Origin of the sequence: Sulfitobacter sediminilitoris, assembly GCF_010667575.1 — a bacterium.
GTDB lineage: Bacteria > Pseudomonadota > Alphaproteobacteria > Rhodobacterales > Rhodobacteraceae > Sulfitobacter > Sulfitobacter sediminilitoris.
Genome location: NZ_JAABNT010000012.1, coordinates 127,267 through 139,308, shown reverse-complemented (window position 1 = coordinate 139,308; position 12,042 = coordinate 127,267). Strand labels below are relative to the sequence as shown.

The following is a 12,042-nucleotide window of genomic DNA, read 5'->3' as shown; positions in this document are numbered from 1 at the left end:
GCCCGCTCGTCAGCGCGATCCGCACCGCATCAGCGCGGAATTCGTCCGTCCGTTTCGTTCCCATAGTTCGTCTCCTTTGCTGCAATAAATGCTATCAAAGGAGCGGCATCAAACCGTGACAGGTCCACCATTCCAACGAAAGGACCACACCATCAAACCGTGGGGTCAAACATCTAGGATTGCCGATTCCCTTTCCCCATATCTGAGAGGCTAAGGTGAAAGCCAAAGATGTCTTTGGATAATTTTCCGCTCTGGAGTAACCACTCTTTATCCTCATTCGGTGATCTAAAACTGCGGATAAGCGCGCGAAGATTTCTCTCATCTACCGGACGAACATTGTAGTTTGTTGCTCGATTATCACTTAGAATAGGATAAAGACATAATTTGAAACCCAAATTTTCTCCATTATCAAAAAGAAGTAATCTTACGATCAATCCAATAGGGGCAACTTTAAACTTTCTAAAACGACCTGGTGAATTAAATACAAAGTTCCCAATGCTATATACGATAAAGCGTTCTCTATATCTTTCTATTTCCTGCATCATATGGGAGCCATGTCCAATGACAAGATCTGCACCAGCGTCTATTAATAAACGGCCCAAGCGCTCTTGACGCTCTGACACGTAGCAATAATTACTTCCCCAATGCGGAAATGCTATTATGAAAGCACTCGGAAAACTCTCACGTAGATAATGAATCTCTTCAAACGCCTTATTTCTACTCCATCTATTGACTCCACCGCTAGATTTGTCCGCATAGTATTTCCACCTCACATGATTTTGTCGATGTTCAAATCCCGTCGCGACAATAACATGATGTTTCTTGGAATTCAGGTCGAAGAAATGGTGGAGTGGCTTTCCTGCATCCTGTTCATTAAGGCCTGCACCAAAATACAGTATACCTAAATTCTTAAGTGCAGAGATAGTTTCATCGACGCCTCTCTCGCCAAAATCACAAACATGATTATTGGCAAGACTTACGGCGTCAATACGAGCTCGCTTTAAGGCTGCCGGCGTTTTAACTGGGTCAGTCCAGTCCAGATAAGGCTTTATGCCTTCCAGCTCCGATTGACGAATGCTTGTTACTGCGGCTTCGAGGTTTGCAATAGTGAAGTCGGAACTTTTCAGAAATGAGGAGAACTGGCCATATCCATAGTCGTACCCTCGAGATTTAAGAATGTTTTCTCGTCCAAGTTGCTCATTGCGAAGTTGATAGGTTTCGCCGGGATTTGTATCCCCGAGAAATGTTATGCAATAGGTTGATGAGGAATATTCAGAGTTCGAGTTCACTATTTCATTCTTTTTTCAATGGAGGGGTTAGCTATCAAATTTCTACCTCGGCTTCTCATTTAGACTTGATAATATTACATGGGCCCCCGTTTTGGAAGAGGTTCTGGCTAATCCCCCCGAAAATTAGCGGTGTGCAGAAGTAGAATTTTCTCGAATGATGAAAGAGGAGATTCTGATGAAGAAATCGAAATACAGCGACGCTCAGATCATGAGCATTCTCAAGCAGGCAAAGAACGGGGTTCCTGTTGCTGCTCTGTGCCGAGAGCACGGCATGAGCAGCGCAAGCTTCTACAAGTGGCGCTCGAATTATGGCGGCATGGATGCGAGCCTTATGGCCCGCATGAATGAGCTTGATGAGGAAAACAAGCGCCTGAAGAAGATGTATGCCGAGAAGAGCATGCAGAACGATCTGCTCAAGGAGGCGCTTGGAAAAACGTGGTGAGGCCGTCTCAAAGGCGCGAGATGGCCGAGTGGGCAGTGCGCTATCGATCCGCAAGCATCGCGATGGCCTGCCGGGCGTTCTCGATCAGCGAGACCTGCTATCGGTATCAGCCCAAGCTCAGCGATGAGAACGAGTTGATCGCCGACTGGCTGGCCGCGCTGACAACGGCGAAGAAGACGTGGGGCTTCGGTCTGTGCTTCCTACACCTGCGGAACGTCAAAGGCTTTGGCTGGAACCACAAGCGCGTCTACCGCATCTACCGGGAGTTGGAACTGAACATGCGGATCAAACCGCGCAAACGGCTGCAGAGGGAAAAGCCAGAACCCCTTGCCGTGCCGGAAGCAGCAAATGAGGTCTGGTCCATGGATTTTATCGCGGATCAACTCGCGGACGGTCGATCCTTCCGGACACTGAAAGTGCTGGATGACTTCAATCGCGAGGGCCTGGCCATCGAAGTGGACTTCTCATTGCCATCGGAACGGGTCGTGCGAACTCTGAACCGGATCATCGCATGGCGTGGAAAGCCGTTGGCCATTCGCGTGGACAACGTCCTATGTCGAGAAGATTTGGCTTCTTAGGTCAGCAGGTCTTGGGGCATCCGAGGGATCGAATGCCCTGTTAAGTTTGCCCAGACGGGCTCTGCCGTCAAGAAGTGGTCTCTCCCATAGCAAACACAAGGTACGCGCGATGGCGGACTTCACCGTCCTTAAGACGAGATCCTAAATCCCAAGCAGAAAGCCCGAACATTATCTACGAGGTCAGTTGCCTGCCTCCACGGCCACCACAGAGAGAAGTCCTTCCGCCTGGGCACGCCCGCTTCAAAGAAGGGGCGATAGGGTTCGCCGTGTTTGACCACGGCGTGTACGGTTCGCGCCATTTTGGCTGAGATGGCAGTGTGTCCGCCGCCACTGGGGTGCGATGGCAACGCAAGCTGCGGGAAACGGGCTCGATCGAGCCAGAGCTCCAAGGCCGCCCGTCTGGCCATGGTAAATTGTCTGCTCATCAAGCTTTTCTGGAAGAACTGGTGGCGCAGGATGGTGATATCACCTTGCCAGAACCCCCCGGAGCATTGGAAGTTGCCACTGGCGTTGCCGCACACGCAGCCTCCATCGGGCGATTTCTGCGCAAACTTGGGTACACATATAAAAAAAAGCCGCTGGTTGCCACCGAACGGTTGCGCGCACATGTGAAAGAGCGGCGCAAAAACTGGTTCAGGCACCACCTTCCTGCGATGCAAGCGCACCCTGATCGGCTTGTCTTTATTCCCTCTCGTGACATTGCTGCGCAATGCACTGCCGGGCAATGGACGAAACATCAGTGAAGACAAATCTAACGCGGCAGCGGGGGTGGGCACCTTGCGGAAGCCGCCTGGTCATGGACGCCCCGTTCGGCTCATGGAGTACCCAGACTTTTATCGCCGGACTGAGTGCCGAAGCGATGATCGACCCTTGGGTGATCAAAGGCGCAATGGATTGCGCAGCCTTTGCCGCTTATGTTGAAAAGGTGCTGGTGCCGGAACTCTCACCCGGAACCGTCGTCATTCTGGACAATCTCGCCACGCACAAAAATGCCGAAGCGGAGAAAGCCATGCGCAGGGCAGGATGCTGATTCCTGTTCTTGCCGCCCTACAGTCCCGACCTTAATCCCATCGAAATGGCGTTCTCCAAACTGACAGCCCATCTGCGCCGTATCGGAGCGCGATCCTTTAACGCCCTCTTCCACGCCCTCAGCGAAATCTGCGGCCTATACACGCCAGACGAATGCTGGAACTACTTTTGCGAGGCTGGATATGCCCCAAGTTAAAGGCGAGACGCTCTAGATGGCGCGAGAGCGCTTCGAGCGTGACGAGAGACGGGGCGGTCTGCCCATTCTTGATCATGGACAACATGCCGTTGGAGATGCCCATTTCGTCTGCAAGCTGGGCGATGGTCATGCCCTTTTGCATCCGAAACGCCCGCGCCTGCCGCCCAACGGCGGAGCAAAGATCGCTTTCCGCAAAGGGTGCTGTATTGTGAGGGTCTTGTTGGTAGATGTCGGTCATGGCACTCGATGCCCATCTGTTCGGGGGTTGAAAGCATCACCCCCCGGCCAACCGCCGCATCAGTAACACTTCTGCATCTTCCGGAAGTTCTTGCGACCAGTCATTGCGGTAGATAACGCCGTTCACAGCGACGGCGACCTGCCCCTTGATTGGCTCAGCCAGCCCCGGATAGCGATCTTCAAGTTCCCGCAGCAGTTCCCGGATGGTGCGCGCCTCGACGCGTACTACTTTTTGGTTGTCCGCAAGCGGCCGCAGCCCGGCCCAGAGCGTGACGTCAACCATCATCCATTTGCCTCATTCAGCGCCGCTAGAATTCGCGGCGGTGAGAGCGGAATATGCGCCATGCGCACGCCCACAGCATTCGAAACCGCGTTGGCGATAGCGGCCAGAGGCGGCACGATGGATGTCTCACCCACGCCTCGCACACCATAGGGGTGGTTGGGATTCGGAATCTCCAAGATCTGCGTGTCAATCATCGGCAAATCGGAGCATACCGGGATGCGGTAGTCCAGAAAGCCGGGGTTCTGCAACCGTCCGTCCTCCCCGTAGATATACTCTTCGTTCAATGCCCAACCAATACCTTGCGCGGCACCACCCTGATACTGCCCTTCGACATAAGACGGGTGCACCGCTTTGCCCGCGTCTTGGATCACGGTGTAACGCACGACACGGCTGGACCCAGTTTCCGGATCGACCTCGATATCGCAGATATGCGTGGCGAATGACACTCCCGCGCCGTCGGCCACCAGCTCAGAATGGCCCGCAATAGGTCCACCTGTATTTCCCGCTTCTGCGGCAATGTCCTTTACGGATAGCGGCGCGCGGTTGCCGTGCTTGGTGCCCGCCGCATGGGCGTGGCCCTCTTCCCAATAGACATCTTCAAGCGGGATATCCCACATCAGTGCTGCACGCTGCCGCATCACTTCAATCGCATTGCGGGCCGCCGAAATCGTGGCCATAGAGGTCGAGAACGTCCCCCGACTGCCGTCGGTCATGTCATTATAGCCAAGCGTGGACGTGTCGGCGATCACCGCCTTGATGTCATCATAGCTGATCCCCAGCTCTTCCGCCGCGATCAGCGACAGCGACGCACGCGAGCCGCCTACATCAACCGTGCCAACCGCAATCGTAACGGTGCCGTCGGCGCTGATGTTAAGGTCAGTGCAAGTCTGACCGCCGAAGTTGAACCAAAATCCGCAGGCCATTCCGCGGCCCTGGTTTTCACCTAAAGGTGCGCTCATATGCGGGTGCGTCTTGGCGGCCTCCAGCGTCGGTCCGATGCCGATGGGGCCATAGACCGGTCCATAGGAAGATTTCGTGCCTTCCGATGCGGCATTCTTGATGCGGAAGTCGACTGCATCCATTCCAATCTTATGGGCCAATTCGTCAATAGCGCTCTCCACGGCAAAGGCTGCCATGGGGGCAGAGGGCGCGCGGTAGGCCGCGACTTTGGGGCGGTTCACGACCACTTCCAGACCGACGGTTTTCACGCTCTCCAGATCGTAGCAGGCGAAGGAAGTCATTGCGCCAAGCTCCGCCCACATGCCAGCGTAGGGTCCGCTGGTGTAACGCAATGTTGCTTCGGCTGCGGTGATGGTACCGTCCTTTTTGGCACCGATCTTCACATCAATGGAGGTCGCACTTGTCGGGCCCGACGCACGGAACACTTCCTCACGTGACATCACCAGTTTGACCGGTCGATTGGCCTTACGCGACAGCGCCAGTGCCACGGGTTCGGCCCAGACATGCGTCTTGCCACCAAAGCCGCCGCCAATCTCGGAAGAGGTCACGCGCAGTTTCGACGCTTCCAGCCCAAGCAGATCTGCGCAGTTCTGGCGATAGACAAAGTGTCCTTGCGTGCAAACCCACAGTTCAGCCGTACCGTCCGGGTTGCAGTTCGCCACACAGGCGTGCGGTTCAATGTAACCCTGATGCGTCTGCTCTGTCTTGTAGCTGCGCTCGACGATAAGATCGGCCTGCTCAAATCCCGCATCCACGTCGCCGTGGCCAAACTCAGCACGATTGGCGACGTTCGACGGCATTGTCGGCGTGGGCTCGACCCCTTGAGTAAAGATCTTCTCGTTCAGGACAGGCGCGTCTGGCAGGGTTGCCGCGTCCACATCGACCACGTGAGGCAAAACCTCATAGTCCACGTCGATCAGGTTCAGCGCGGCTTTCGCGGCTTTCTGATCAATCGCGGCAACGGCGGCAACGGCATGGCCATCGTACATCGCCTTTTCCCGCGCCATGCAATTGTCGAGGATCGCAAATAGACCCGCATCACCGTCCGTCAGATCGGGCAAATCCGCAGCGGTGACGATGGCCTTAACGCCCTTCACCGCCTCGGCGCGGCTGGTGTCGATGTTTTTGATCCGCGCATGGGCGTGGGGACTGCGCAGCACGCGGGCAACCAGTTGGCCCGGCATGTTGAAATCAGCGCCATAGCGCGCGCGGCCCGTGACCTTGTCCACCCCGTCAGGGCGCAGGGGCCGGGTGCCAACAGAATTGAATGATTTGTTTTGATAGGTTGCGTCGAAACTCATGCTGTTTCACCTCTCATCTCAGCGGCGGCATCCTGTACTGCGCGCACGATTTTGTCATAGCCGGTACAGCGGCACAGATTGCCCGCCAACCAAAACCGAATTTCCGTCTCTGTTGGGTCAGGGTTGGCCTCCAACAGTGCCTTGGCTGCCATCAGGAACCCGGGTGTGCAGATACCGCATTGCAGAGCCGCATGTTCGATGAACTTGCGTTGCAGCGGGTGCAGCTCAGCCCCGTTTGCCAAGCCCTCAATAGTCTCGATGGTCTTGCCCTGTGCTTCGGCCCCCAGCACCAGACAAGAGCACACGACGCGCCCGTCCATGATGGTGCTGCACGCCCCGCAGTCACCGGTTCCGCAGCCTTCCTTGGCCCCCATCAGCCCTAGCCGGTTGCGCAGAACGTCCAGCAGGGTCTCATCCGGTTGGCAGAGAAATTCGACATCATCGTCGTTGATCGTTGTAGAGACAGCTATTGAAGACATCATTTCTCTCCTGCGCGGGTATAGGCGGTCTGTGCCGCGCGTCGCGCCAAGACGCCCGCGACTTGTTTTCTGAAGGCGACCGTGCCGCGTTTGTCATCAATGGGGCTACTGGTGTCTGAACAGACCGCGGCTAGCGCATCAAGCACGCTTTCTTCCAGCTTGGTACCGATGATGGCCTCTGCCGCTTTATCCGACAGAATGACCTTCGGTCCAACGGCGCCAAGTGCGACCCGCGCCGACTGCACCATGCCAGCGTCATCCAGGGAAAGGTTGACGCCTACGCCGACCACGGCGATGTCCATTTCCGTGCGCGGGATGAATCGCTGGTAGGCATCCCCTGCCCGCCCGTCGCGCTTGGGCAGCAAGATGGCCTCGATGATCTCGCCCTTTTTCAACGAAGTCTTGCCGGGGCCCGTCGGCACATCGAGAACTGCAATCTCGCGCTGGCCGGATGGACCAGCCACCCGAACGCGGGCGTTGGCAGCGACCAGCGCAGGCACACTGTCCGCCGCAGGGGAGGCGTTGCAAAGGTTGCCCACCATGGTGCAGCGCCCCTGTATCTGGGTCGACCCAATCAGATTGGCGGCTTCGACAACGCCGGGCCATGCAACAAAGAGCGCCGGGTTTTCAGACAAAGCCGCGCAGGGCACGCCTGCCCCGATCACAAAGCCACCACCAGTCTCAGTGATGTTGCCCATACCGGCGATGGATTTGATGTCGACGATCAGGTCGGCCTCGAAATCGTCGTTCTGCATTCGAACCAGCAGATCTGTTCCGCCTGCGAGCAAGAAGGACTTAGCATCCGCATTGGCGAGCAGCGCGGTTGCGTCCTCGATTGTCTGTGGTCTTTCGTAGCGCATGAGTGGTTTTCCCCCTGTCACACCGCGGGCGTTTCATTGTCACAATAGCTGAGACAGCCTTCATTACAAAGCGCCAGCCATGCAAGCTCCGAAACGACATCGTCCGCTGCCTTCTACCATAAGCATGCGACCAAGCGGCTGCCTTTGTTCGTTTGCCTCCCCCACAGTAGCGCAAGTTGCTGTTACGCATACGTCAGTTTTTTAGTTATGAGGGTCCAATCGCAGGCAATTATGCTTGCAACAGGCTGATTTGGCGGCATCTCGAGGGTCTGTGATGATTGTCCTTTCGTGATCCACCATAACCTTGACGGCTTTGTCACGTTAGAGCGTGTTCACTTCAATCGGATTGATATCCAGCAGCGGCGAAGAAGTTGTAGCAAGTCGATGATGAAGGCGAAGTCCTTTCCCAATCTCGAAGAAACAAGCGCGCGGCCATTAAATTCATGCGAAAGCTTCTGAAGATGCAGGGCTACATTCCGGATGAAGTTGTGACTGGCAAGCTGGGTTCTTATTCGGCTGCGCTTCGCGAACTTGGCTTGTCTCATCTCCATGTCACAGGTAGGCGATGAAACAATCGGGCAGAGGTTTCACACCAACCGATACGCCAACGGGAACGCTGAATGGGCAGGTTCAAATCGCCCGGCGCGATGCAACGATTTCTGTCCGTCCATGATGCGACCTACAATCACTTCAATCTGCAACGGCGACTGATCTCCCGCCAATCCTCCGTCAAATGCGCGCCAGCGCAGCAGTCGAATAGCTTCATGTCGTTACAGCCTAGTTGCAGGCCTTTTGACCTGGCGGGTCCGCTGAAGTTAACGTGACAATGCCCTTTCTAACCCCCATACCGGACCCCCAACCTCTATGGGGGTCCGGTATGGGGACATATTGCTGAACATACCGACACATACCGACGCAGAATTGGGCTTCTATGCCCCGTGACTTCATCTGCTCTCGCAGATTTATTCCCACCCGCCCGACCCTTTCTGGCCGAGAGGCGCTGAGAGATGCGGATATACATCAGCCATCACACCGTGCGAAAAGGGTTTGTCCTGAGGACAACCTCTCATGAAGCTCATCTGAAGGTCGCCTTCACCCATGAGGAAAAGCAGATCATCCGACAGCGCAATCTGCTCAAATCCAAACTGATGGATCGACGACCAGCCAATGCCAGAGTTGATGACAGGGAGGAGAAGTTTGTGCTCAGAGCTGAGCAACTGCAACGGGCAAAGCAAAACAGATCAATCAAGCAGCTTGCAAACCGGCCTGTTGTTTTGGCCATGTTCCTCTTAAGCAGGATTGCGGCGATAAAACTGATACTTGGCAGCACGTTTGCCATGAACGGTTGTCTCCGTGTGATCCAGGTCTGGCACGCCTGTCGGAACTCAGGCTGCTCTCGCTCGACCGCCTGCAATTTCTGTGCGCCAGATCGGTGGGCGATACACAGTCATTTGGTGCGATTCCGCGATTTCCAGCACCTGATCATCCAGCGTGAGATTCGACTTGGCAGCCATCCGTGCACTGATCCGATCACGCAGAAGGCCCAACTTGCCATGACAGCCGCCATTGATCTGGGAAAGTGGCTCCAACCAGCCCGTCTCGGGCTTCAAGATCACCAGGTCATTAACAAACTTCTAAAACCTCGAAACTACGCGCTGCGAATACCCTCCTCCAAAGACCTAAAACAACGAGCTCTTAACTTGACCCGTATCCGGCCTGGCAGAAATAATTCCAGCATTCCTGCGGTGTGACAAGCCGCAGATTTCGGCAAGTGCGTTGAACATCTGGCCGAATGTTCTGGCCCCGATCCGGCGCAAGTGTGCCTTCAGTTTCGAGAACGCCATTTCAACCGGGTTGAGATCAGGCGAGTACGGCGGCAAAAACAGGATGACGCTTGCCCATCGAAAACCGCCATATCTGACATCCAAACAGGAAAGCAAGAAGCAAGCCTCACGAGAAGCCTGACCCACTATAGGAGGCGCAAACGGCTGTCACCCACTTTTGCATGAGTAGACGGCCAAGGTGGTTCCAACCCGTTTTCACGACATATTCAGGGATTTCTGATCTGTGATAACGTTAAGACACCAATCTTGCTGACAAGAGCCTATTCATCATGCTCTTTTTTCAGCAAATCGTACTTCCTCAGTTTCACATACAGCGACTGACGGGACAACCCAAGCATCTCGGCGGCGGCCACCCGGTTGTTCGAGGTCAGCTCAACCGCTGTCTCGATACACATCTTTTCAATCACATCCGTGGTCTTGGCCACGATGCCTTTCAGGGTCTGACTGCCGATCAGTTCAATAACTGATCGCATATCAACATCCGTAATCTGCTTGTTCGACTTGCGCACCATCTCAGCCCGGCTTGCGTCCCGGATTACCATCGCAAAGACAGGCTCTTGCGCATTGTTCAAAAAGGTTGTCGCAATTTCGACCGGGATCTCGACACCGTGTTCTCCGATCATGCGGGTGGCATAGAGGCGCATGGCTCCGGTGCGGGTCGCGTTTTCGCAGATTACGTTCAGATCGACCGACCCCCGCCCAAGGAAATCCGTTATCGTCCGACCCTTAACTGCCTCCGTATGCACAACATCCGTCAGACGCATAAACGCCTCATTGGCACTCAGTACGCTGCCTGACTTGTTAATGAAGACAATGCCATCCGCGCCGCGATCAAATAGCTCGCTCAGGTGTTCTTCCAGACCATCCGAGCGCACCGAAATTCCTTCGGCATCCACCATCTGGCACAGCAGCATCTGTTCTCCGGTCGCGCGGAACAAGGTGGGCCGCAAGCTTAACTCGCGGCCACCCGCAGTCTTCACGCGGACGTCATTGCCGGTCTGCGCACTGGCGACTCTGCTCAATGCGTCAAGCAGGTTTGCGCCATCACCCAAACTGACAAGTTCTGGCAGCGCCCGACCCATGACATCGCCCCGCGAAACCCCCAAAAGGGATACCGCGAAAGGGTTGCAATCGGTAATTTCACCAGTGCCGGCACTGACAAACAGCGTACCTTCGTGCATGGCACCCATCAAAACGCGCAGTCTGGTATCGTACTCGCGCTGTGCCTCGTAATCCTTCTCCAGCGCAATCTGAGCCGCTACCAGTTGTTGCTGCATCTCAGCAACCGGGCGCAAATCCTGGCCCAGCAAAAGGATTGCCCCGTCTGTGCCAATTCGGTGGAAACTGTAGCGCACCGGGAATTCATGCTGTTCCCTCGTGGCCGTGTGGTTCAATTCAACCGGACGCACAGCCGCGCCCCCACTTGCCACGAATGCAGCAAGGCGCTCCTCGAATTTGGGAATGGATTCGACGGTCAGATATGCGCTCAATGGCTGACCTTCCCAACGCGAAAATGCATATTTAAGCTTGGAGTTCGGGTTGCTCAAGACGCCTAGCACGGTGCCGGAGCTGGAAATCACCAATGCAAGATCAGCAATCCGCGATATGATTTCCGAAACGATTTCCGGTTCGATTATGGGGATCAATCCGCTCGTCCAGGTCATCTCACTCTGAGACATCATTCTGCGGCTCTTCTGCGATCATCCACCAACTGGCCCCGCACCACCCTAGGGTCATGAAATGCAGGCACATCTTCTTGAACGGCCGCACTTATATCGCAATGTCGCAATGCCTCATAGACATCAGACGTAACGAGGTCTGCTTGTGTCTGTGACTGTATGTCTGAATGCTGTTCCAGAATAATACCGCCGATAATTACCGGCGTGTTCCGGCTTTCATTCTTTGAACATTCAATCAATTTGTTGCATAACCGAAGATGATCAAGCGAAGAAGCAGAGATCAAGACACCAGAATATCGCTCATGACGCACTTGTTGGGCCAATTGCTCTGCCGTCAGCTCAAGTTCCAGGTGAACCGAGAGACCACGATGTCTGAGCTGTCCAGCTAGAACAGACGCACCCAGCGTGTGTTGCACGCCTTCCGGGACGCCGACAAGGTAGGCTGGTGGGCTGTCAAACTTGGCGTCACAGGACAGACCCCAATCACATTCCAACCTGTGCAAAAGCGCTTGCAGCCTTGCGGACCCGATGGTCACAGCAGCAAAGTTAACAGTATCAGCCAGCCATGCATTGCCAAGTCGCCGGGCAATGATCGGCACATATGTTTCGGCGATAGATAGGCTGGTGATGCGTGCACGACGCATATCCTTGACCACATCCAGCAGGCGAGTGCCGCTGGCGTGCAGCATCGAATCGAACATCTGGCACAGATAGCTTTCCAGTGGCTTGCGGATCGCGCCGTCCGATCCGCTTGAGGGTGCGATTGTTGAAAGCGCCTGCAAAACGACCTGACTGACCCCATCATGAGGCTGAGATCTGACAGTTCGTTGAGTTTGTCGCATGCCTGTCTCCCTGACAGATGGCG

Annotated in this window: 10 protein-coding genes and 5 pseudogenes; 5 read left to right on the top strand and 10 right to left on the bottom strand. The window is 55.2% G+C overall.

The window, feature by feature from the left end; translation table 11 throughout:
* Window positions 1-173 precede the first annotated feature (173 nt).
* Entirely contained in the window at window positions 174-1,289 is a 1,116-nt protein-coding gene (locus GV827_RS17490; protein WP_164355097.1) for a CapA family protein, read from the bottom strand.
* Between the two features lie 175 nt (window positions 1,290-1,464).
* Here GV827_RS17490 and GV827_RS17485 point away from each other — a divergent pair.
* Window positions 1,465-2,279 (top strand): annotated as a pseudogene (locus tag GV827_RS17485) (IS3 family transposase); the annotation flags it as partial.
* Between the two features lie 202 nt (window positions 2,280-2,481).
* On the opposite strand, the pseudogene GV827_RS24120 reads toward GV827_RS17485, so the two are convergent.
* Window positions 2,482-2,626, bottom strand: a pseudogene (locus tag GV827_RS24120) (IS110 family transposase); the annotation flags it as partial.
* A gap of 18 nt (window positions 2,627-2,644) precedes the next feature.
* On the opposite strand from GV827_RS24120, the gene GV827_RS17480 reads away from it, so the two are divergent.
* Together GV827_RS17480 and GV827_RS23660 are read left to right on the top strand one after the other, a co-directional pair.
* Window positions 2,645-3,052: a transposase gene (locus GV827_RS17480; RefSeq protein ID WP_164354995.1), complete on the top strand. Its 408-nt coding sequence runs from the start codon at window positions 2,645-2,647 to the stop codon at window positions 3,050-3,052.
* Window positions 3,019-3,534, top strand: a pseudogene (locus GV827_RS23660) (IS630 family transposase). The gene GV827_RS17480 and the pseudogene GV827_RS23660 overlap by 34 nt, the downstream one beginning before the upstream one ends.
* Here GV827_RS23660 and GV827_RS17465 read toward each other — a convergent pair.
* The 5 genes from GV827_RS17465 to GV827_RS17445 are packed head-to-tail and all read right to left on the bottom strand — an operon-like array spanning window position 3,458 to window position 7,654.
* Window positions 3,458-3,772 carry a helix-turn-helix domain-containing protein gene (locus GV827_RS17465; RefSeq protein WP_164355094.1) on the bottom strand — a complete coding sequence of 105 codons (315 nt, stop codon included), beginning with the start codon at window positions 3,770-3,772 and terminating at the stop codon, window positions 3,458-3,460. The pseudogene GV827_RS23660 and the gene GV827_RS17465 overlap by 77 nt on opposite strands.
* Window positions 3,773-3,808: 36 nt before the next feature.
* A complete protein-coding gene (locus tag GV827_RS17460; protein ID WP_235930414.1) occupies window positions 3,809-4,057 on the bottom strand; it encodes a MoaD/ThiS family protein in 249 nt (82 codons plus the stop codon).
* Window positions 4,054-6,315 (bottom strand): xanthine dehydrogenase family protein molybdopterin-binding subunit, encoded by a 2,262-nt coding sequence (locus GV827_RS17455; RefSeq protein ID WP_164355093.1) that lies wholly within the window; start codon window positions 6,313-6,315, stop codon window positions 4,054-4,056. The genes GV827_RS17460 and GV827_RS17455 overlap by 4 nt, the downstream gene beginning before the upstream one ends.
* Window positions 6,312-6,794: a (2Fe-2S)-binding protein gene (locus tag GV827_RS17450; protein ID WP_164355092.1), complete on the bottom strand. Its 483-nt coding sequence runs from the start codon at window positions 6,792-6,794 to the stop codon at window positions 6,312-6,314. Before GV827_RS17450 ends, GV827_RS17455 begins: the two co-directional genes overlap by 4 nt.
* On the bottom strand, window positions 6,794-7,654 hold the full coding sequence (locus tag GV827_RS17445; protein ID WP_164355091.1) for an FAD binding domain-containing protein: 861 nt from the start codon (window positions 7,652-7,654) through the stop codon (window positions 6,794-6,796). The genes GV827_RS17450 and GV827_RS17445 overlap by 1 nt, the downstream gene beginning before the upstream one ends.
* Window positions 7,655-8,034: 380 nt before the next feature.
* Here GV827_RS17445 and GV827_RS23655 point away from each other — a divergent pair.
* Together GV827_RS23655 and GV827_RS23435 are read left to right on the top strand one after the other, a co-directional pair.
* Window positions 8,035-8,478: pseudogene (locus GV827_RS23655) on the top strand (IS6 family transposase); the annotation flags it as partial.
* Window positions 8,479-8,661: 183 nt separating this feature from the next.
* Entirely contained in the window at window positions 8,662-9,405 is a 744-nt protein-coding gene (locus tag GV827_RS23435; protein WP_204325952.1) for a hypothetical protein, read from the top strand.
* Here the strand turns inward: GV827_RS23435 and GV827_RS17430 are convergent.
* The 3 genes and pseudogenes from GV827_RS17430 to GV827_RS17420 form a co-directional block, all read right to left on the bottom strand.
* Window positions 9,350-9,543, bottom strand: a pseudogene (locus GV827_RS17430) (transposase); the annotation flags it as partial. The gene GV827_RS23435 and the pseudogene GV827_RS17430 overlap by 56 nt on opposite strands.
* 215 nt (window positions 9,544-9,758) lie before the next feature.
* Window positions 9,759-11,162: a transcriptional regulator PpsR gene (gene ppsR, locus GV827_RS17425; RefSeq protein ID WP_235930413.1), complete on the bottom strand. Its 1,404-nt coding sequence runs from the start codon at window positions 11,160-11,162 to the stop codon at window positions 9,759-9,761.
* A gap of 14 nt (window positions 11,163-11,176) precedes the next feature.
* Window positions 11,177-12,019, bottom strand: a complete 843-nt coding sequence (locus tag GV827_RS17420; protein WP_164355089.1) for a cobalamin B12-binding domain-containing protein — start codon at window positions 12,017-12,019, stop codon at window positions 11,177-11,179.
* Window positions 12,020-12,042 lie beyond the last annotated feature (23 nt).

Excerpts from the sequence above, each read along its gene's own strand:
- GV827_RS17460 (WP_235930414.1), bottom strand. The coding sequence starts at position 4,057 with ATGATGGTTGACGTCACGCTCTGGGCCGGGCTGCGGCCGCTTGCGGAC.
- GV827_RS17450 (WP_164355092.1), bottom strand. The coding sequence starts at position 6,794 with ATGTCTTCAATAGCTGTCTCTACAACGATCAACGACGATGATGTCGAA.
- GV827_RS17455 (WP_164355093.1), bottom strand. The coding sequence starts at position 6,315 with ATGAGTTTCGACGCAACCTATCAAAACAAATCATTCAATTCTGTTGGC.
- GV827_RS17445 (WP_164355091.1), bottom strand. The coding sequence starts at position 7,654 with ATGCGCTACGAAAGACCACAGACAATCGAGGACGCAACCGCGCTGCTC.
- GV827_RS23435 (WP_204325952.1), top strand. The coding sequence starts at position 8,662 with ATGCGGATATACATCAGCCATCACACCGTGCGAAAAGGGTTTGTCCTG.
- ppsR (WP_235930413.1), bottom strand. The coding sequence starts at position 11,162 with ATGACCTGGACGAGCGGATTGATCCCCATAATCGAACCGGAAATCGTT.
- GV827_RS17420 (WP_164355089.1), bottom strand. The coding sequence starts at position 12,019 with ATGCGACAAACTCAACGAACTGTCAGATCTCAGCCTCATGATGGGGTC.
- GV827_RS17465 (WP_164355094.1), bottom strand. The coding sequence starts at position 3,772 with ATGACCGACATCTACCAACAAGACCCTCACAATACAGCACCCTTTGCG.